The sequence below is a fragment of the Salipiger thiooxidans genome, from assembly GCF_900102075.1.
In the GTDB taxonomy this organism is placed as follows: Bacteria; Pseudomonadota; Alphaproteobacteria; order Rhodobacterales; family Rhodobacteraceae; genus Salipiger; species Salipiger thiooxidans.
Genome location: NZ_FNAV01000001.1, coordinates 125,082 through 144,722 on the forward strand (window position 1 = coordinate 125,082; position 19,641 = coordinate 144,722).

Consider the following 19,641-nt stretch of genomic DNA (forward strand, 5'->3'; position numbering starts at 1 on the left):
TCTCCAGAGCGGGGTCACAGCGCCTTGCGCTGCGATACGGAAGTTAGAAGGTTGGCCATGACCGCGAGGAAGGCGGCGGCGAAGCCGATCGGCAGCGACCAGCGCGAGGGCCAGATGATGAAGCGGAAGTTGCTCATCGCCTCCTCGCCGCTGCTGGTGGCGCGGATCGCGTCGTGCAGCGTCTGCCAGAACAGCATCCCGAAGAAGATCAGCCCCAGCACGCAGGCCAGAAGGTAGAGCGCGAACTGCACCGGCCTCGGCATCATCTGCGCAAACAGGTCGACCCGGATGTTCTCGTGCTTGAGTTCGACGAAGCCGAAGGCGAGGAAGACCAGAGCCACCATGTAGTAAAAGGACACCACTTCAAGCGTGCCCACGATTTGCCCGTTGAAGAAGTAGCGATTGGCGACATCGAGCGTGATGTGCAGCATCATCAGCACCATCATCGCGCTCGCCAACGTTGCACTTCCGATGTTGAGCCAGCGGATTGCGGTCATGAGTCGCTGCATCGGCAGTCTCCGCGTCAGGGGATTGCAGGGCGGGCCCGCGGGTGCGGATCCGCCCGGTGTGCCTTAGTCCGCGCCGTAGGTGGCCGGGTCGATCTTGCTGTAGATCTCCTGCATCGCAAGCTCGGTGAGCGCGTCCTCGTCATCCGGCGCGACATCGGCCAGCAGCCCCTGCCACTTTTCCATCTTGCCGAGGAAGTCGTCGATGACCTCCTGCCCGTTGCTCAGGCCATACTGTTCCTGCGCGGTGGCATAGACCGAGTCGATGGCCTTCTGGCGGAAGGCGGTCACCGAGGCGAGCAGATCATCGCCCGGCTCGTAGACGTTGCCGCCCGCCTCCTGCGAGGCCTTGAGGCCCGCCTCGGCATTGGCGGTGTAGGCAATGATCATGCGCGCCATCGAGCGGGCCGAGGCCTCCATCAGCACGCCGCGCTGCTCTGGGGTGAGCCCGGCCCAGAAGCTCGGGTTGAAGCCCCACTGCGGGCCGGACCAATACATCCCGGTGGACAGCAGCGTGGTGTGCTCCGCGACCTCCATCAGCGAGCGGTCGACGAGATCGCTGGCGGCGTTGGTGGCGCAGTCGAGCGTGCCGCGCTCGAGGCCGGTATACATCTCGCTCGACGGCACGTTGACCGGGATGCCTCCGGCCTCCTCGACCCAGACCGACACGCTGGAGCCGGCGGTGCGGATGCGCTTGCCCTTCAGTTCCTCAAGCGTGCGGACCGGGCTCGAGCACATCAGGATGTAGGGCGGTGTCGTATAGGCGCCGAGGTAGACGACGCTCTTGTCCTTCCATTCCTGCAACTGGGTCGGGTTGGTCATCGAGAACTCGGTGACGGCAAAGATCGTCGGAAGCGGGTCACTGAAGTTGAAGCCGAGCTCCTGCACGGCGTTCGCGACCGGCAGGTCCGAGGGCGTGTAGATGGCGGCGTGGTGCGCGACCTGAACGACGTTGTCCTGCACCCCCTGAAGCGACGCGCGCGGTGCCAGAAGCACAGTGCCCGTGTAGACCTCGGGGACGAGGTCGCCGCCCGAAAGCTCCTTCACCAGTTCCGCCCACTGGATGTAGCCCTGCTGCGACATCGGCACGGCCGCGTCATAGAAACTGTTCGCGATGAAATTGGTCTCGGCCGACACCGGCAGTGCAAGCGTGGCGGCGAGAGCCGTCGAGACGATGAGCTTCTTCATGATTGGTCTCCCTGTGCGTTGGAAAGGGACGGGCCGGACTTTTTGCCGCCGGCTCCGCCGGAAAGGCGTCAGATGTCGCCTTTTTCGTGTGCCTCTGCCATCTCCCTCAGGCTGTTGAAGCAATAGGTGGTTTCGGCAAGCTTACCCGGATCCATGGTCGCGCCGAAGCCTGTCTTGGCATGGCGCCGATAGATCCATGCGTTGTCCAGCCCGTTGCCACGTGCCGGGACATGGTCGTGGAACATGCTCTCGGCCGTGTGCAGGAGTTGGGCTTTCTCGATCCCCAGAGCGTCGATCATGCCCAGAAGGTAATCGAAGTTGCGCTGGTTGGGTTTGTAGGAGCCGATGTCCTCGGCAAGGTAGGTTCCGTCCCAGGCGATGCCCAGTTTCGCCGCGGAGCCCGCAAAGCTGCGGTTGTCGACGTTCGACAGCGCGATCATCTTGTAGTGCTGCTTGAGATAGGCGAGCGCTTCGGCGCTGTCCTCGAACGCAGGCCAGTTGCCGACGCTGTTGCCGTAGGTCTCGCAGGCCTCCCAGTCCGTGGCGAGGCCCATGGCCTCGGCACAGCGGCGGTAGACCGTCGCCAGAAGACTGGAGTAGCCCTTCGCGGGCGTCAGCGCCTGATGCGAGCTTTCCATGCGCGCGTGAAGTTGCAGCACCTCGTCGTCGCTCATTTCCTGGGACAACCGGTCCGTCAGCGGACGCATGTTGGTGAGAATGCCGGTCTCCCAGTCGATGACCGTTCCATAGATGTCGAAGCTGAGAGCGGAGTAGTCCTTGAGCATGACGTCCTCGTTGGGGTTCAAAGTACAGAGGCTTTCTTGACGGCGACGCCGTCCTTCATGATGAGCGGCATGTGGGCGCCCTGCCCGGTCAGCAGCGACAGGTCCTCGAGCGGGTTGCCCTCGACCGCGATGACATCGGCAAAGGCGCCGGGCGTGATGGCCCCGATCTGGCCCTCCATGCGCAGCACACGCGCCGCGTCGACGGTCGCCGACCGGATGACGGCATCGGCGGGCATGTATTGGCCACGCAGCGGGAACTCCCCGGATTGCGCGGTCTGCATTCCGCCGAGCAGGTCCGATCCGTAGCCCATCAGCACACCTGCCTCGTGCATCTTGCCCAGACGCTCGAGCCCGGCTTCGCGCACGTCCGCGATCTTGGCGACCGATTCGGGCGGCAGCCCGAACTCGGCCCCCTTCCGGGCCAGCAGGTCATAGGTGATGTTCGTCGGTACGACGGGGATGCCATCACGTGCGATCCGTGCGATGGTGGCATCGGACATCAGGTTGCCGTGCTCGATGCACTCGAAACCGCAATCCAGCGCCCGAACGATTGCCTCGTCCGTGTAGAGGTGCCCGGTGACATAGGTGCCGAAGCCCTTGGCGATCTCGACGATGGCCTTCAGCTCGTCGACCGAGAAGACCAGGTAGCCGACGGGATCCGACGGCGAGGAGACCCCGCCATCCGCCATGACCTTGACGAACTGCGCCCCGTTCTTGATCTCTTCTCGCGCCGCGCGCTGGACCTCGGGAATGCCGTCACAGATCCGGCCCATTGCGCCGAGCTGGGTCGTGTAGTGGCTGACGTCGAGGTTGCTGTAGGGGCCGCGATAATCCGTATGGCCGCCGGTCTGCGACAGGGCCTTGCCACAGATCACCAGCCGCGGTCCGGTGAAGTACCCCTCATCTACCGCCTGCTTCAGGCCGACATCGGCGCCACCGAGATCGCGGACCGTCGTGAACCCGCGCATGATCATGTCCTTCATCAGCCCAGAGCTGCGCGCTGCGATCAGAGATGACGGCAGCGCTGCATTCAGGCCAAGGTTCGCGGTGGTCGCGATGACGTGCACGTGGCAATCGATCAGACCCGGCATGACGGTCAGGCCGTCGAGATCGAGCGTCTCGTCCGCGTCGACCGTCGCCGTCGGCGAGACCTCCCGGAAGATGCCGTCCTCGATGACGATGTTCACCGGATCCGCGATCTCGGGCGAGGTGCCGTCGACGATCCGGGCATTCTTGAGAAGTGTAAGAGCCATGAGTTCTGTCCGTGATGAAAGATAAGGGGGCGGGCCGCCGTCGGCTCATGCCTCCTGAGGGGTCGCCTGCGCCGCGTGCCAGCGCTCGAGATACGCAAGGGCATGGTCCAGATCGACCACGTCGACGTAGCGGCGCCCGAGGTCGCGCAGGTTGTCCCGATGCGGCTGCTCCTCGATGTCCCCGACGCAATCCTCGGGAACGAGCGTGCGATAGCGGTGGCTGAAGGCGTCGATCGCGGTCGCACGGATACATCCGCTTGTGTTGCAGCCGGTCACGATGACCGTATCGACGCGTTCCTTGGCAAAGTAGTCCGCCACTCCGGTCGAGAAGAAGATCGAGGGTCCCTTCTTGCAGACCACGAGATCATAGGCGGGATCGTGGATGCGAGGATCGAGCGCGACGCTGGGGTGATCGTGTCGGAAGGTCTCGCGAACGGCGGTGATCTTCCAGTAGGGCATCTCGCGTTCGTTCATGTAGGCGGTGTTGCAGCTTGCCACCGGAACGCCGTAGCGACGCGCCGCCTTGAGCAGCGTCTCGGTGTTTTTCAGCGCCCGCATGACCAGGGGCGCGCCGCCGAGGGGATAGTCCGGGTCGGTAAACCCGAGCTGGAAGTCCACGACGACGATGCCGGGCTTGAAGCCGGTGCCCACGGGAATCTCGCCATAGCTTCGGTTCTTGTAGTCGTCGTTGCCCATCGGGACACCTCCGTGTCTGCGTGTTCCGGGGCATTGAACGTCAGCCAAAACAAATCAGTCAAGACTGTTTTTTTGATAGACGCCACGCAGCTCCCCAAAAAGGATCGCCCGGCGCCCGAACCGCGAAAGGATTGATCTGGGCCGCCCGGCGGCCAGCAGCCCTTCGGCGCCATTCCGATAGCGCAGGCGGCGCGTCAGGTGTCGCCTGCGGTTGGATGGTCTGTGGCCGAAGCGCCCTGCCCCCTTGCCAGACGCTTCGAGCACAACGCACCTTCAACACGCTTGACGGTGACGGTGACGGGGGGGCAGGCAGAACGCAACGACAGCAACGCGCAATACGCGACGCCATTCGCACGATACCACGAGCGGAAGGCGCATCCGGCCCGCACAACATGTCTTGAGCTGATCACCACCAGAGCGTCGAAGGCATCCAAGTTCGTCTCGGGCTCGAACCAACCTCTCGTGTCATTGCTGCGCGGTGCGCTGCCGGTCAGTGGTTCGTCAGCGAGCCTCGGCGCTTGAGCGCTTCATTGTAGCCCGGCCAGCTCCTGGTCTTGCAGGTCGGGAGGTCTGCACATGCAGCCCAGCTACCACGCCGGACTCGCGAGATGAATCCCTCAGCCGGTTTGTGCAACAGAGCCTGCTTTTTCAACACAATCCGCCCTAACCGGACTTTCGGTCCGTGTCGGAGAACATCTCCTTTACCCAATCCAGAAAGACCTCCAACCGGCGCGAGACACTGCGGTCACCGGCATGGATTGCGTTGAGGGGGAGCGGTTCGGGGGGCGTTCCCTCAAGCACCTCAACCAGCGCGCCAGAGGCGAGATCGCTTGCAAACCGGTAGCGCGGGGCCTGGATCAGCCCCAGGCCCTGCCGTGCAAGCGCCGCAGCCGTGTCGGAATTGTCGGTAGAGACCGGCGCTGGCAGGCGACGGTGGACGGTGGCGCCGTCGCGCCTGAATTCCAGTGGCATCACCTCGCCTGTCCGCGACGACAGGAAGCCGATCATCCTGTGGCTTTCCAGGTCATCGCAATCGCGCGGCGTGCCGTGGCGGGCCAGATAGGCCGGGCTTGCGCAGGTGATCTCGGGCAACTCCCCCAGCTTTCGCATCCGCAGGCTGCTGTCCTGCGGGTGCCCGGCCCGCAGCGCGCAATCCACTCCGTCACGCACGATGTCGACGAAGCGATCGCTTTGCGAAAAGGATATTGTCAGGCCCGGAAACCGTTCCAGGAATGCCGGAAGATGCGGAACGAGGAAGGTGCGCGTCAGCAATCCGGACGCATCGATGCGCAGGTGGCCGGTGGGGCTGCCGCTGGCGAAGGTCCCGAACGTGTCCTCGACCTCTGCCAGGATCGCCCGTGCTCTGCGATAGAACTCGGCACCTTCCGGCGTCGTCGCGACCTGGCGGGTGGTGCGCGCCAGAAGACGCACGCCCGCTTCCTGCTCCAGCAGGTTGATCGCATTTGTTGCGGTGGACCGGGCGACATGCAGATCCCGCGCCGCGCGCGCGAAGCTGCCGCCCTCGACGATGCGGGTGAAGAGTTCAAGCCGATCCAGTCTGTCCATTCCGTTTGTTAGTTCAGAATGAATTGTGATGTCAATTTTCCGGCAATTGTTCAGTCACGGCGCATGGCCTAGCTGTCTCCCGTACTCAAACGGAGAACGTCATGACCCATGAAACCCGAACGGCGATCGTGACCGGCGCATCCCGCGGCATCGGGGCCGAGATCGCGCGTCACCTGGCAGCCGACGGCATTCGTGTTGCCATCAATTATGCAAACAGCCCCAACGCGGCAGAGGCCCTCGCGGCCGAGATCACGGACGCCGGCGGCCAGGCGGTCACGATCCATGCCGATCTGGCAGACCCTGCCGCACCCGTGGCCCTTTTCGACGCGGCAGAGGCCGCGTTCGGCGGCATCGACATCCTTGTGAACAACGCCGGGATGATGGTGTTCTCGCCTCTCGAAGAGGCCGATGACGCCCAGATCGACGCCCAGGTAGCGCTGAACCTTGCCGCCCCCATACGATTGATGCGCGAGGCGTCGCGGCGGCTGTCGGAGGGCGGGCGGATCGTGAACCTCTCGACTTCGGTCGTGGGGCTCTATCAGCCCGGCTACGGGCTCTATGCGGCGACCAAGGCCGGGATCGAGGCGGTGACCCACATCCTCGCCAAGGAACTGGGGCCGAAGGGCATCACCGTCAATGCGGTGGCCCCGGGCCCTGTCGGCACCGATTTTTTCCTGGCGGGCAAGAGTGACGCGCTGGTGGAGCAGATCAAGGGCATGAACCCCTTTGGTCGCCTGGGCACGCCAGAGGACATCGCGCGCGTCGTGCGGTTCCTCGCGAGCGACGAGGCGGAATGGATCAGCGGGCAGGTCATTCGGGCCAACGGCGGCGTGATCTGACGGCGCCTGTCCTGATCACCGGTGCGCCAAGCGGCTTTGGCGCCCTGATCGCCAGGGAACTCGCAAACGACGGCCACCACGTCTTTGCCTCGGTGCGCGATTCCACGGCCTATGACGGCGCGCCCGCCGCGGGGGGCGCGGACCTGGCGGCAGACGGGCAGCATATCGAGACGCTGGAGCTCGATGTCCCCGCGATGACTCGGTCGCCGCGGCCCCGGCGCACGTGAAGACGCGCGCAGGCCGTCTCGACGGGCTTATCCACGATGCAGGTCTCATCGGGACCCATCTCGACCCGCCCCGGGATGGGGCCGAGATCGTCAACGGCGTGGCCGAGCGTGGCCGCGTCCAACTTCCGCAGCGGATTGGCCTTGCCGACCTGCTCCCCCCTAACCCCAACCCTGAAAGGAAGACAAACCATGCCATTCGTGAACATCAAGACGCCCGAAGCGGCCCTGACATCCGACCAGAAAGCGGAGATCGGGCATCGCGTGACCGAGATGCTGGTCGAATACTTCTCCGAAGCAGCTCGACCGCATACCATGGTGCTGATCGAGGAGGTGCTTGATGGCGGCTATTACCGCGCAGATGAGCCCTTCTCGATCCCGGAGGCCTACCGCGCGCGATGAAATCCGAAACCCACTGGCTGCAGCTTGCGGCCAGTGGGTCGATCGATGGGGATGGTTAATCCGATGTAACACACCACGATCTGTCTCCCTTGCTCAAAGTCCTTCACTGATACCATCGAGCGCTCCACTACAGCACAGGGTCCGCCGAATTGCGCGTGTTTCCCGTTCTGCGTGTGGATCCTTCCCTTTCCCGCCGGGAACGGCCAGTGTGGATGGCTCCCGCATAGCAAGATGGAAATGAGACTGCGTGTCCCTTTTCAGAAGCGGTCTTGTGTCCGGCCTGTTTTCGCGGTTCGCACCGCGGTAGCGTCCACCTGCGTGGACGCTACCCATAGAACGTCGCTCGCCGGCTCAAGGCTCGCAACAGGCTCACACCCTGCGAATAGGTCTGCAGGATCTGGACATCAGAGCCGGACAGACTCGTCTTGAACCCGATCCACCAGATGCCGGGACTGAACAACGAGACAGGAGCCTGTCACGTTTCGATTTTTCCCCATGGATGCCCTGTAACACCTCAATAATACCCCTCAACGCACTGCTTCGGACGGTGGCAGCCGTCCGGGCTTCCGCAAGTCTCCGTCGCGGTTGCAGCGTACGGAGGCGGCGCGGCGGGCCGCGCGCGGGGTCCCGATGGCCGGAAGCGGCGCGTGAGCCGTGCGTGGCGGATTTCTGCCCCGGCCCGGGCGAAACCCTGCGACGAAAATTGCCGGAACCCCGGCCTCGGCAGTTGTGCGAGCGGATTTCCTTCCTCACAGTGCGGACACCACGCGCCTCAAGCGCGTCTTTCTGGGAGGAAATCATGATCAGAACTATTGGGTTCGGCGCTCTGCTCGCCGGCAGCATGTCCCTGTCCGCTCCGGCCGCCATGGCCGCGGAATTCATCAACGTCCTCGCGGGCGGCACCTCGGGTGTCTACTATCCGCTGGGCGTGGCGCTGGCGGACATCTACGGCCAGAACATCCCCGATGCCCGCACGCAGGTGCAGTCCACCAAGGCCTCGGTCGAGAACCTGAACCTGCTGCAGCAGGGCCGGGGCGAGATCGGCTTTGCGCTCGGCGATTCCGTCAAGGACGCCTTCGAGGGCAACGAGGACGTGGGCTTCACCAAGCCGCTCGACAAGCTGCGCGCCATCGCCGCCATCTACCCGAACTACATCCAGATCGCGGCCTCGGCCGAGTCCGGCGCCGTCACGGTGAGCGATCTGGTCGGCAAGTCGGTCTCGGTCGGTGCGGCCAAGTCCGGCACAGAGGTCAACGCCCGCAAGATCCTCGGCGCGCTCGACATGAGCTACGACGATCTCGGCAAGGTGGAATACCTGCCCTTCGCGGAATCGGTCGAGCTGATGAAGAACCGTCAGCTTGACGCGACGCTGCAATCCTCGGGCCTCGGCTCCGCGGCGCTCAAGGACCTGTCGTCGACCCAGGACGTGACCTACGTGTCGATCCCGGCCGAAGTCGCCGGCACGCTCGGTGCGCCCTATGCCGCAGGCGTGATCCCCGCCGGCACCTACCCGGGCCAGGACGAGGACATCCCGACGCTGGCGATCACCAACATTCTCGTCACCAACTCTGACGTCTCGGACGAGCTGGCCTACGAGATGACCAAGCTGCTCTTCGAGAACCTCGACCACATGAAGGCCGCGCATGCCGCCGCCGGTGCGATCGACATCCAGAACGCAGTGAAGAACTCGCCGATCCCGCTGCACCCGGGTGCCGAGCAGTACTACCGCGAGCAGGGCCTGCTGGACTGATCCACGAAAGACCCCGGCGGCCCGGCTCTTTCCGGTAATCCCCGGAAAGCCCGGGCCGCCTTCGTGAAGAGGAGGATGACATGAGCGTGAATCCGGAGGATGAGATGCGTTCTGACAACGGTTCCGATACAGCCAGGCCCCCCGAAGGCCGCAGCCGCGCCGAAGAGGTGGTCGAGCTGCACGACGCCCTCTCGGGCGGTTTCCCTGGAGGCTTTGCCGGGCGGTTCCTGTTCTGGCTGGCGGTGGTGTTCTCGATCTACCAGATCGCCATCGCGGCCCATGTCATCGACCTGCCGAGCCAGGTCATGCGGGCGGTGCACGTCGGCTTCCTCATGGCGCTCGGCTTCCCGCTGCTGGCCTACGGCCGTGGCTTCGGTTCTGTCGCAAAGACCATTTGCTGGGTGCTGGGGGCGGCGGGCGTCGCCGTCGCGGCCTACCAGTGGATCGAGTACACCCCGCTGCTGATGCGGGCAGGCGACCCCACCACGCTCGACCTCGTGTTCGGCTGCATCGCGGTCTCGACCGTGTTCATCGCGGCGTGGATGCTGATGGGCCCGGCGCTGCCGATCATCTGCGGCATCTTCCTCGCCTATGCCTTCTTCGGGCAATACGCCCCCGGCGTCATGCAGACCCGCGGCTATGCCTTCGAGCAGGTGGTCGAGCAGATCGCCTACGGCACCGAGGGCATCTACGGCATCCCGACCTACGTGTCGGCGACCTACATCTTCCTCTTCATCCTGTTCGGCTCGTTCCTCGAGAAGGCCGGGATGATCAAGCTCTTCACCGACGTGTCGCTGGGCCTCGTCGGTCACCGCATGGGCGGCGCGGCCAAGGTGTCGGTGCTGTCCTCGGGCCTGATGGGCACGATCTCGGGTTCGGGCGTCGCCAACGTGGTGACCACCGGCCAGTTCACCATTCCGCTGATGAAGCGCTTCGGCTACCGCCCGGCGTTTGCGGGCGGCGTCGAGGCGACCTCGTCCATGGGCGGGCAGATCATGCCGCCGGTGATGGGCGCCGTGGCCTTCATCATGGCCGAGACGCTGGGCGTGCAATACGTCGAGGTGGTGAAGGCGGCGCTGGTGCCGGCGATCCTCTACTTCGCGGGCGCCTTCTGGATGGTCCATCTCGAGGCCGGCAAGCGCGACCTGCGCGGGCTCTCGGCCGACCAGATGCCCTCGGCCCGCAAGGCGCTGAAAGATGGCTGGTACCTGATCCTGCCGCTGGCGGTGCTGGTCTGGCTGCTGTTCTCGGGCTACACGCCGCTTTTCGCCGGCACCATCGGGCTGGCGCTCACGGGGATGCTGATCCTCGGGGCGGCCATTGCCATGGGCATGCCCTCGACGGCGGTGCGGGTGATCTTCTGGATCGTGCTCGGTCTCTGTGCCTCGGCCTTCTTCAAGTTCGGCATCCACGCGCTGTTGCTGGTCATCGCCGTGATGATTGCCGCCTGTGCCTTCTTCAGGGGCGGGCGCGAGACGCTGGCGGTCTGCCGCGACAGCCTCGCCGACGGCGCCAAGACCGCGCTGCCGGTCGGCATCGCCTGCGCGCTCGTGGGGGTGATCATCGGCGTGATGACCCTGACCGGGGGGGCCAACACCTTTGGCCAGTTCATCGTCTCGGTGGGGCAGAACAGCCTGTTCCTGAGCCTCGTGCTGACGATGATCACCTGCATCATTCTTGGCATGGGGATCCCGACGATCCCCAACTACATCATCACCTCGTCCATCGCCGGCCCCGCGCTGCTCGACCTCGGCGTGCCGCTGATCGTCAGCCACATGTTCGTCTTCTACTTCGGCATCCTTGCGGACCTCACCCCGCCGGTTGCGCTGGCCTGCTTCGCTGCGGCGCCCATCGCCAAGGAAAGCGGCCTCAAGATCAGCTTCGAGGCGATCAAGGTTGCGGCGGCGGGCTTCGTGGTGCCCTTCATGGCGGTCTACACGCCCGCGCTCATGCTGCAGGACGGCGGTGCGCTTGCCGGGGCCATCGGCTACTGGCCGGCGGTTGCCTACATCGTGCTGAAGGCGCTGATGGCACTGGCGCTCTGGGGGGCCTGCGTCATCGGCTGGCTGGGGCGTCCGCTGGCGATCTGGGAACGGCTGATCGCCGTGGCCGCCGCCTTCACGCTGGTCGCGGCCCTGCCGATCACCGACGAGATCGGCTTCGCGCTGGCGGTGGTCTTCGGACTGCTGGTCTGGCGGCGCAAGGCTCCGGTGTCGGCATGAGCGGCTGCCTGATGGCCGGGGCGATGGCACTCGCCCTGGCCAATGGCGGGACCTTCACGCTGGAGTGGACCCATTCCGTGGAGCGCGAGACCTGGCGCGAGACCTGGCAGGTGACCGGCGACGACCGGCTGCAGCTGACAGGCGCCGCGGTGAAGGGTTCGGGGGCGGGCATGGAGCCCGGCCCCGGCGGCCATTTCGAGGACGGCTGGTGGGTCTGGGTGCCCGACCTGCCGCCGGTGCCGCGCCTGACTCTGGCCGCCTCTGGCGAGACCCCCTCGGCCTGGACGCTCTGCGCGGCGAAGTGCGTCGAGCTCGGCGCGACCTCGGGCGCACCCATCGAGGTGGCCCCCTGCGGCGACGAGAGCGCCGAGCAGGGCTGATGTCCCGGCGGCGCCCTCTCCTGCGCCGGATGAGGCCGGACAGGCGGTGGCGCTTGCTTCTGGTGCTGCTCGGCGCGCTGCTCTGCGGGGCGCTGGCCTGGCAGGTGACGCTTCTGCAGCAGCGCCGCGGGCTCGAGCAGACGCTGCTGGTCAGCCACCGCGCCATCCAGACCGAGATCGACCGCTTCCGCTACCTGCCGCGTGTCGCGGGCGAGGATGCCCGCATCCACGACGCGCTGAGCGATCCCGGCGCGCCCGGGGCGATCGACGCCGCCAACCGCTATCTCGAGAAGATCGTCACCCAGACCGGGGCCGAGCGGCTTTACCTGCTGGACGCCGAGGGCCTGACGCTGGCCTCGTCGAACTGGGCCGAGCCCGAGAGCTACGTGGGCCACGACTACAGCTTCCGCCCCTATTTCACCGAGGCCCGCGCCACCGGCTCGGGCGCGGTCTACGCCATCGGCGTCACCACCGGCGAGCCCGGCTATTTCATCTCGGCCCGCGTCGACGATCCCGCGCTCGGCGTCAACGGCGTCATGGTGGTGAAGATCGACCTCGGGCCGCTCGAACAGGCCTGGGCCGAGGCCGGGCAGCGCATCGCCGTCACCGACCGCGACGACGTGGTCTTCCTGTCTTCGCAGCCCGGCTGGCGCTACCGCCCGCTGACCCCGCTCACGCCCGAGACCCGCAGCCGGCTCGGGGCCTCGCGGGTCTACGACAGCGCCGCGCTCGATCAGGCGCAGCCCCTGCTGACCCGCGGCTCGGTGCTGCTGATCGAGGGCGAGGGCCGTGCCGCGATCCTGCGCGGCACCCCTTTCGAGAACGGCTGGCGGCTACTGATCGCGACGCCGCTCTGGCCGGCGGCGGCGGCGGCGGGGGCCACCGCCGCGCTGGTGCTGCTGGCGGGGCTGCTGGGGCTGGGGCTCGCCGACCTGCGCCGCCACCGGCAGCGGCTCATCGCGCTGCGCCTGCGTCAGACCGAGGTGATGGAGCGCAAGGTCCGCCTGCGTACCGCCGAGCTCGCCCGCGAGGTCGAGGCCCGCGCCCGGGTCGAGGCGGATCTCCGTGCCACGCAGGCGACGCTGGTGCACACCGAGAAGATGGCCGCCTTGGGCCGCATGTCGGCGGCCATCGTGCACGAGGTCAGCCAGCCGCTCGCCGCCATGGAGGCCACGCTCACCGCCGCCGAATTCAGCCTCTCGCGCGCGCCCGAGCAGACCGCCGCACGGTTGCAATCGGCCCGTGGGCTGATCCGGCGCATGCAGCGCATGACCAAGCATCTCAAGAACTTCTCCCGCCGCGAGGCCGCGCCGCTGGCGCCGGTGCCGGTGGTCGAGGTCGCCCGCTCGGCGCTGGCGCTGACCCGGCCGCGCGCCGATGCGGCGGGCATACAGCCCCGCTTCGAGGCGCCCGCGGGCGATCCCATGGTGCGGGCCGGGCACGTGCGGCTCGAACAAGTGCTGGTGAACCTGCTGCACAACGCCATCGAGGCGGTCGAGCCGGGGCGGGGCGAGGTCACGCTGTCCATCCGCGAGACCGGCGGCGAGCTGGCGCTGGCCGTGCGCGACAACGGCCCCGGCATCCCCGAGGACGTGCTGCCGCGCATGACCGAGCCGTTCTTCTCGACCAAGATCGGCGCCGAGGGGCTCGGGCTCGGGCTTGCGATCAGCTTCGAGGTGGTCCAGCAATTCGGCGGGCGGCTCGACATCCGGAACCATCCCGACGGCGGGGCGGAGATCTCGGTGATCCTGCCGCTGCTCGAGAACCGGAACGGCGGGGAATGGGAGGCCGCGGAATGACGGCACTGATCCATGTGGTCGAGGATGACGGCGATCACCGGCACGCGCTCTGCGACCTGATCGGCGCGGCGGGGCACGAGGCCGAGGGCTTTGCCTCGGGCAGCGCGGCGCTCTCGGCCGAGCGGCGGCCCGACCTCGTGCTCACCGACCTGCGGATGCCCGGGATGGATGGGCAGGCTGTGCTCGAGGCGGTGCGCCAGCGCGATCCCGACTGCCCGGTGGTGATGATCTCGGGCCATGGCGATCTTGCGCAGGCGGTGCAGGCGATGCGCGCGGGTGCCGAGGATTTCCTCGAGAAGCCCTATGACGGGATGCACCTGCTGACGGTGATCGAGCGCGGCCTGCGCAGCCGCGCCACCCGGGCCGAGATCGGACGGTTGCAGGACCAGATGGCCCGCCGCGACGAGGGCGGGCTGCTGGGCCAGTCCGCCGCCATCACCGCGCTGCAGGCCCGGATCGCGGCGCTGGCGCCGAGCGATCTCGACATCGTGGTGACGGGTGAGACCGGCACCGGCAAGGAGCTGGTCGCCCGCGCCCTCCACGCCGCAAGCGCCCGCGCTGCCGGTCCCTTCGTGGCGATGAACTGCGCGGCGCTGCCCGAGAGCCTCTTCGAGATCGAGATCTTCGGCCATGTCGCCGGCGCCTTTCCGGGCGCGCAGGACAAGGCCGGCAAGCTCGAGGCCGCCTCGGGCGGGACGCTGCTGCTGGACGAGATCGAGGCCATGCCCGCCGCCATCCAGCCCAAGCTGCTGCGGGCGCTGCAGGAGCGCGCCGTCGAGCGCCTCGGCGAGAACCGGCTGCGGCAGCTCGACCTGCGGGTGATCGCCATCTCCAAGACCGACCTGCGCGGGCTGACGCTGGACGGCAGCTTCCGGCCGGACCTGTTCTACCGCCTCGCGGGCGCAGAGATTGCGGTCGAGCCGCTCCGGGCGCTCGGCGACGACATCCTGCTGCTTTTCAGCCATTACGCCGGGCTTGCCGCCGCCCGCTACGGCCGCGAGTTGCCGCCGGTGGACTATGCGCTGAAGCAGCGCCTGCTGCACCGTCCCTGGCCCGGCAACGTTCGCGAACTGAAGGCGGTGGCCGAACGCTTCGTGCTGGGGCTCGACCTGCCCGAGGAGGGCGCCTTGCCGGTGAGCGAACCCGAGACGCTGGCCGACCGGGTCGCCGCCTTCGAAGCGCGCGAGATCCGCCTGACGCTGGAACGCTGCCGCGGCAACACCGAACGCGCCGCCCGCGCCCTCGGCATGGCGCGCCGGACGCTGAACGACAAGATCAGCCGGTACGGTATCCGGGTGTAGGTGCTCAGTCCCGGCATCTGGCGGATCGGGTTCAAGATGAGTCTGTCCGGCTCTGATCTCCAGATCCTGCAGGTGTATTCATAGGGTGTGAGGCCGCTGAGCCTCGGAGGGATCGCGCTCATCGTCGGGGCCATCTTCGTCTTCGACGAGCGGACACCGTTTCCCTCGCTCTACGCGCTGGCGCCGACGCTCGCGGCGGCGGCAATCATCCTCTTCGCACCGCAGGGAACGCTGGTGGCGAAGCTGCTCTCGATGCGGGCCTCCGTCGGGGCCGGGCTGGCAAGCTGCAGCGCCTACCTCTGGCCCCAGCCGCTCTTCGCCTTCGCCAGGCTCCGCTCGATGGAGAACTGCATCGCCTTCAACACCAAGGTGCTCGACGACCTGCGCCATCAGGACAGCGTAAAGTATGTCGTGCTGTCATCGCCCTTCCGGGCCTATGTCTCGAAGGACCGGCAGGTCCTGGCCCCGGACGGGATCTGCCGCGCCATGGCGGATGGCCACTTCGTCTACTTCGACCATGGCCACCTGACCCGCGAAGGCTCACGCGATCCCGGGCGGCGCATGGGCTGGGGCACGATGATCCAGTCCACGCCCGTGAACTGACCGCTCCCGCCCCTCAGGGGGCGGGCGGGAGCAGGCCGCGGTCCTGCAGGAGGATGAGCATGTCGACGACCGTCTCCGGGCTCACGTCGATCGAGGCCTTCATGGCGACGCCCAGCCCGCCCTCGCCGATCTCCTGCGGGGCGCCGTAGTCGAAGCGCGGCTTCAGCACCGCCAGCTCCGGCGGCAGCTCGGGGCAGAGCGCGGCCTCTTCCAGCACCAGCCCCACCGCCTCGAGCACCAGCGCCCGCGCCGCCTCGAGCCTGCCCGAAGCGGTCTGGATCTGGCCCAGCGCGCCCGGCGGATCGCGGGTGAGGTCGAGCAGCCGGAAGACCACGCAGCCCTCCACCAGCTCGCCCGAGAGATCCGCCCGCACGTCGACGTCCTTGGTCTCTTCGAGCACGCCGCGTTCCCACGAGCCCTCGCCCGTGCGCACGCAGTCGAAGCTCTCCATCTCCAGGGACGCCCTGGCGATCACCGCGGTGCCGTCGGCCTCGGTCTCGAAGCGCTCGATGGTGACGTGGCCGCCGCAGCTGTCGATCACCTCCTGCCCGGTCAGCAGGTCGGGAAGGCGCTTCTGGATGCCGCCGAGATCGAGCAGCGCCTCCATCCCGATCCGGGTCGCATCGACCGGGGAGAGCCGCGCGTCGATGCCGTAGGCAAGATCCTCGCCCTTGACCTCGAGGCTGTTGTCGAAGTCGAACCGCACCTGCCCCGGCGGCGCGGGCACGAAGCGCAGCGCGCCGTCGCCCTCGGCGTTGGCGCCGAGCCACGCGAGGATGGCGATCAGGTTGTCGGCGCCGATATCTGCGGACCCGGAGAGCGCCATGCCGACCCCGCCGCCTCCCACCTCGCGCACGCCGAGCGTGGTGAACTGCGGCTCGAGGATGGCGATGGGTTCCGGCAGCGTGGGGCAGACGAGGTTCTCGGCCAGCACCGTCTCGGCCTTCTCGAGAATGGCCGCGCGCACCCGCTCGGTGAAGCCGAAGAGCGTGGCGAGCCCGCCGAGGATCCCGCGCGGCTTCAGGCCGAGATCCGCCAGTTCGAGCCTGATGCAATTGCCGGCAAGACCGGCGCGCAGCCGGGCATTCACATCGACGGTCTGCGAGATCATGCGGAAGCCGCGGCGTTCCTCGGGCGTGTCGCGGTCCTTGCAACGGTAGAGCGAGGCCTTCACCGAGGCACCGGCGCGCAGCACGTCGCCCTCGGCCTCGATGCCGCCGAAATCGACGTTGAGCCCGATGCTGCAGCTTGCCTCGATGGGCCCGGAGAGCAGCCCCGGCAGCGCCTTCTGCAGGCCGCGCATGTCCCCGAAGGCGTTGGCTCCAAGGCGGGTCCCCCCCGCGGGCGCGAGGCCGAGGTAGAAGGCGAAGGGCACCTCCTGCCCGCGCGCGGAAAAGCTCTGGGCGACGCGGAAGGCGACGTCGCCCGCGTAGGCCGCCGGCGGCACCGGCGACTGCAGGTCGACCTCGCGGAAGGTCATCGCGTCCTCGGCCGAACCCGTGCAGGCGGACAGCGCGAGGATCGCCGCGCAGACCGACGCGATGAATGGAGTGCCGTTTCTCTTGCCACGCATGTCTCACCCGCCGTTGCCGCTGACAGTCTGGCACAACCATGCCACGAGCACAGCCATTGGCAAACCTGTTAGTGCCTTGCGCGCGATGCGTGCCGCCCGGGCGGGCGGGCGGAAACGCCCTCGCCCGTGCGGTGCAGAGTTCAGCAGTCGCGGCAGGTGCGCAGGCCGACGAGGCTGTAGAGCGGGCAGTTGCCCACCACCGCCGTCACCGCGAAGACCGCGGCCACGGCGAGCGCGAGCCAGTGCAGAACCCCGGCGGCGGCGAGGCCGGTTCCGAAGGCCACCCAGACCAGGATGGCTGCAAGGACAATGCGCAGCGCCCGGTCGAATTTGCCCATGTTGGTTTTCATGTCGTGCTCCTTGGCGGGAATCATGTGATGCCCTCGTCATCGCATGACATGCCGCTTGCGGACGGTGACTTGGTCACAGAGCCGCGTCTCAGGAGGCCCCGGCGGCGCGGACCAGACGCTCGAGCCCCTCGCGCCCGATGATCTCGACCTGCCCGCGCGCCTGTTCGATCCAGCCACGCCGGTGGAATTCGGCAAGCGTGCGCGAGATCACCTCGCGCGCGGTGCCAAGCTCGGTGGCCAGCACCGCATGGGTGGCGCGCACCACCCCCGCGTCGTCCGCCAGTTCGAGCAGGCGCGAGGCAAGGCGCACGTCCATCCGCTGGAAGACGATGTCGTCGATCAGGGTGAAGAGATCGGTGATCCGCCGCGAATAGGCCGCGAAGACAAAGCTGCGGAAAAGCTTCGAGCGGCCCACGAGGTCGTCGAAGACGGTGCGCGGGATGACCGCGGCGGTGACGTCGGTCTCGGCGATGCCGTCGGCCGAATAATCCTCGAAGGCCAGCATGCAGGCGGTGGTCAGTACGCAGCTCTCGCCCGCGTGCACGCGGTAGAGAAACACCTCGCGCCCGGTGTCCGAGCGCTGCTGCACCCGCACGGAACCCTCGAGCAGCAACAGCAGGTTGTCCGCCGACTGCCCCGGCGCAAAGACCTGCGTGCCGGCGGGGACGTACACCACCTGGCTGCCCCGAGCCAGGTCCGCGCGGACGTCCGCGGGCAAGCCTTTCAGGCCCTCAAAACGGTCAATCCAGCTGTCATCCATCGGTCTGCTCTTCTGTCTGCGGGAGGGCGGAAGATCGGCAAGCGGCCCCGAAAGCGACGTTCGCGCAGGAGCCGCCCGACGACAAGCGCGGACGGCCCTTGGGTGGGGCGCGGCCCATCGCCGCGCATGTGGCCCGACGCTGCGGGCGGCGTCACTCCGCCGGCGAGGCGACAAGCTGCGCGCGGCCGAAGTGGCGGCGGTTCAGCACCAGCATCAGCACGATCATCGCGACCTGCGCCGCCAGCGCGATCCCGGTGAGCGCCCAGTAGGCCAGACCGAACCTGGCGACGAGCCCGGCGGCGACCAGCCCCTTGTTGATCCAGAACTGCATCATGACCGACAGCGCCACGCCCGGGCAGATCAGCGCGTAGCTGCCGACCGAGGTCTCGGAGCCGCTGATGAAGCGCCGGATGTAGCCGGTCGCGCGCAGCACGGTGACGCCGAAGAGCGCGAAGAGCAGTTCGAGCGACAGGAATTGGGTGAGCATCGTCAGCATGTCGCCGGCCGAGCCATGGCTCTCGAAATGCACGTGCAGCCCGTGGTCCTGCCGGATGAGCAGGATGCCCAGCACCGTCATCAGCGGGATGACGATCATCAGGGTCGGCGCCTGCTCGACCGCGACGCCGTTCTCGAGCATCGAACGGATGCCGAGCACCATGCCCACCGCGGCGATCACCACGGCGGCGACGAGGAAGAAGGTCGAGGCGATGATGGCGATGCCCGCGGTCAGCGTGGTCCCGCTCATCGCGCCGGGGGCCGAGAGGCCGACGCCGACCATCGCGAGCGAGAAGGCGGGCAGGAGCTGCGCGAAGGAGTTGTTGGCCTTGCAGTCGAACCCGCCGCTGCCGATCACCCGCCCGAGGAACCCGCCCAGCTGCCGCAGCGCCAGCGCGCCGATGGCGAGGAAGGCGGCGAGCGCCACGGGGAAGAGAAATTCGACGACCGACCAGAGCCCCGGCACGAAGACGAGCCCGAGGATGAAGGCCACGTTAACCGACATGGCAAGCGCCAGCGGCAGGGCCATCATCTGGGTCTGCGCATTGCTCGCGCCCAGCGACTGGCCGCGCTCGGAGGCCACGAACGGCCCGACACGGCGCAGGTTCCAGGCCAGCAGGTAGAGGTTCATGGCACCGAAGATGGCGATGCCCGCCGCGGCGAGGGTGATGGCCACGGTCCGCAGCGGACTGCCGGCGCCGAGCGCCGCGGCGATGTCCTCGGAGACCGGCACGCTGCGGCCGGGGTGCGGGATCCAGAACATCAGATACATGAAGAAGGTGACGGCCAGCCCCCCTGCCCCGACGGAGGCGAGGAAATAGAGCGGGGACCAGGTGTCTGCGGGGCGGGTCGGAATGCGTGGCATGGCGAGTCTCCTCAGGATCTGACGCCAGTCTCGCATGGGGGACGCCCGGGGAACGGTGACTTGGTCACACGGGCGGCATCCCGG

The 19,641-nt window shown here is 67.4% G+C and carries 19 protein-coding genes and 2 pseudogenes; 10 read left to right on the forward strand and 11 right to left on the reverse strand.

Features of this window, described 5'->3' with window-relative positions:
• Window positions 1-14 precede the first annotated feature (14 nt).
• From BLQ77_RS00595 to BLQ77_RS00620, 6 genes are all read right to left on the reverse strand, one after another.
• Window positions 15-509, reverse strand: coding sequence for a TRAP transporter small permease subunit (locus BLQ77_RS00595; protein WP_008884083.1), 495 nt, complete (start codon window positions 507-509; stop codon window positions 15-17).
• A gap of 63 nt (window positions 510-572) precedes the next feature.
• Window positions 573-1,694: a C4-dicarboxylate TRAP transporter substrate-binding protein gene (locus tag BLQ77_RS00600; RefSeq protein WP_089954189.1), complete on the reverse strand. Its 1,122-nt coding sequence runs from the start codon at window positions 1,692-1,694 to the stop codon at window positions 573-575.
• Between the two features lie 68 nt (window positions 1,695-1,762).
• Complete coding sequence (locus tag BLQ77_RS00605; RefSeq protein WP_165616992.1) at window positions 1,763-2,479, reverse strand: HAD family hydrolase; 717 nt, start codon at window positions 2,477-2,479, stop codon at window positions 1,763-1,765.
• 17 nt (window positions 2,480-2,496) lie between these two features.
• Complete coding sequence (locus tag BLQ77_RS00610) at window positions 2,497-3,732, reverse strand: metal-dependent hydrolase family protein (protein WP_089954194.1); 1,236 nt, start codon at window positions 3,730-3,732, stop codon at window positions 2,497-2,499.
• A gap of 45 nt (window positions 3,733-3,777) precedes the next feature.
• Window positions 3,778-4,428 (reverse strand): isochorismatase family protein, encoded by a 651-nt coding sequence (locus BLQ77_RS00615; RefSeq protein WP_008885319.1) that lies wholly within the window; start codon window positions 4,426-4,428, stop codon window positions 3,778-3,780.
• Window positions 4,429-5,091: 663 nt separating this feature from the next.
• Complete coding sequence (locus tag BLQ77_RS00620; protein WP_089954197.1) at window positions 5,092-5,994, reverse strand: LysR family transcriptional regulator; 903 nt, start codon at window positions 5,992-5,994, stop codon at window positions 5,092-5,094.
• Window positions 5,995-6,095: 101 nt separating this feature from the next.
• On the opposite strand from BLQ77_RS00620, the gene BLQ77_RS00625 reads away from it, so the two are divergent.
• From BLQ77_RS00625 to BLQ77_RS00660, 9 genes and pseudogenes are all read left to right on the forward strand, one after another.
• On the forward strand, window positions 6,096-6,833 hold the full coding sequence (locus tag BLQ77_RS00625) for an SDR family oxidoreductase (protein ID WP_089954199.1): 738 nt from the start codon (window positions 6,096-6,098) through the stop codon (window positions 6,831-6,833).
• Window positions 6,788-7,060, forward strand: a complete 273-nt coding sequence (locus BLQ77_RS28370) for a Rossmann-fold NAD(P)-binding domain-containing protein (protein WP_131821972.1) — start codon at window positions 6,788-6,790, stop codon at window positions 7,058-7,060. The genes BLQ77_RS00625 and BLQ77_RS28370 overlap by 46 nt, the downstream gene beginning before the upstream one ends.
• A gap of 189 nt (window positions 7,061-7,249) precedes the next feature.
• Window positions 7,250-7,459: a tautomerase family protein gene (locus BLQ77_RS00635; protein WP_008884938.1), complete on the forward strand. Its 210-nt coding sequence runs from the start codon at window positions 7,250-7,252 to the stop codon at window positions 7,457-7,459.
• Window positions 7,460-7,794: 335 nt separating this feature from the next.
• Window positions 7,795-7,917: pseudogene (locus BLQ77_RS29190) on the forward strand (IS481 family transposase); the annotation flags it as partial.
• Between the two features lie 341 nt (window positions 7,918-8,258).
• Window positions 8,259-9,209: a TAXI family TRAP transporter solute-binding subunit gene (locus BLQ77_RS00640; protein WP_008885804.1), complete on the forward strand. Its 951-nt coding sequence runs from the start codon at window positions 8,259-8,261 to the stop codon at window positions 9,207-9,209.
• Window positions 9,210-9,289: 80 nt separating this feature from the next.
• Complete coding sequence (locus BLQ77_RS00645; protein WP_089954204.1) at window positions 9,290-11,431, forward strand: TRAP transporter permease; 2,142 nt, start codon at window positions 9,290-9,292, stop codon at window positions 11,429-11,431.
• Entirely contained in the window at window positions 11,428-11,811 is a 384-nt protein-coding gene (locus BLQ77_RS00650) for a DUF1850 domain-containing protein (protein ID WP_089954207.1), read from the forward strand. The genes BLQ77_RS00645 and BLQ77_RS00650 overlap by 4 nt, the downstream gene beginning before the upstream one ends.
• Window positions 11,812-11,873: 62 nt before the next feature.
• The gene (locus BLQ77_RS00655) at window positions 11,874-13,610 is read left to right on the forward strand and encodes a sensor histidine kinase (protein WP_242661601.1); all 1,737 of its coding nucleotides are present in this window, start codon (window positions 11,874-11,876) and stop codon (window positions 13,608-13,610) included.
• Window positions 13,607-14,911 (forward strand): sigma-54-dependent transcriptional regulator, encoded by a 1,305-nt coding sequence (locus tag BLQ77_RS00660; RefSeq protein WP_089954212.1) that lies wholly within the window; start codon window positions 13,607-13,609, stop codon window positions 14,909-14,911. The genes BLQ77_RS00655 and BLQ77_RS00660 overlap by 4 nt, the downstream gene beginning before the upstream one ends.
• Here the strand turns inward: BLQ77_RS00660 and BLQ77_RS29940 are convergent.
• Window positions 14,911-15,012, reverse strand: a pseudogene (locus BLQ77_RS29940) (IS481 family transposase); the annotation flags it as partial. The gene BLQ77_RS00660 and the pseudogene BLQ77_RS29940 overlap by 1 nt on opposite strands.
• Between BLQ77_RS29940 and BLQ77_RS00665 the strand changes: the two are divergent.
• A complete protein-coding gene (locus BLQ77_RS00665; protein WP_089954215.1) occupies window positions 14,999-15,514 on the forward strand; it encodes a hypothetical protein in 516 nt (171 codons plus the stop codon). The pseudogene BLQ77_RS29940 and the gene BLQ77_RS00665 sit on opposite strands and share 14 nt — an antisense overlap.
• Window positions 15,515-15,527: 13 nt before the next feature.
• Here the strand turns inward: BLQ77_RS00665 and BLQ77_RS00670 are convergent, their stop codons facing one another.
• The 4 genes from BLQ77_RS00670 to BLQ77_RS00685 all read right to left on the reverse strand — a co-directional run bounded on the left by BLQ77_RS00670 (window position 15,528) and on the right by BLQ77_RS00685 (window position 19,557).
• Window positions 15,528-17,087, reverse strand: a complete 1,560-nt coding sequence (locus tag BLQ77_RS00670; RefSeq protein ID WP_089954217.1) for a hypothetical protein — start codon at window positions 17,085-17,087, stop codon at window positions 15,528-15,530.
• A 140-nt stretch (window positions 17,088-17,227) separates the two neighbouring features.
• On the reverse strand, window positions 17,228-17,437 hold the full coding sequence (locus BLQ77_RS00675) for a YgaP family membrane protein (protein ID WP_040384260.1): 210 nt from the start codon (window positions 17,435-17,437) through the stop codon (window positions 17,228-17,230).
• A gap of 88 nt (window positions 17,438-17,525) precedes the next feature.
• Window positions 17,526-18,197 carry a Crp/Fnr family transcriptional regulator gene (locus tag BLQ77_RS00680; RefSeq protein ID WP_089954220.1) on the reverse strand — a complete coding sequence of 224 codons (672 nt, stop codon included), beginning with the start codon at window positions 18,195-18,197 and terminating at the stop codon, window positions 17,526-17,528.
• Window positions 18,198-18,348: 151 nt separating this feature from the next.
• On the reverse strand, window positions 18,349-19,557 hold the full coding sequence (locus tag BLQ77_RS00685) for a TsoY family (seleno)protein (protein ID WP_089954222.1): 1,209 nt from the start codon (window positions 19,555-19,557) through the stop codon (window positions 18,349-18,351).
• Window positions 19,558-19,641: the final 84 nt, after the last annotated feature.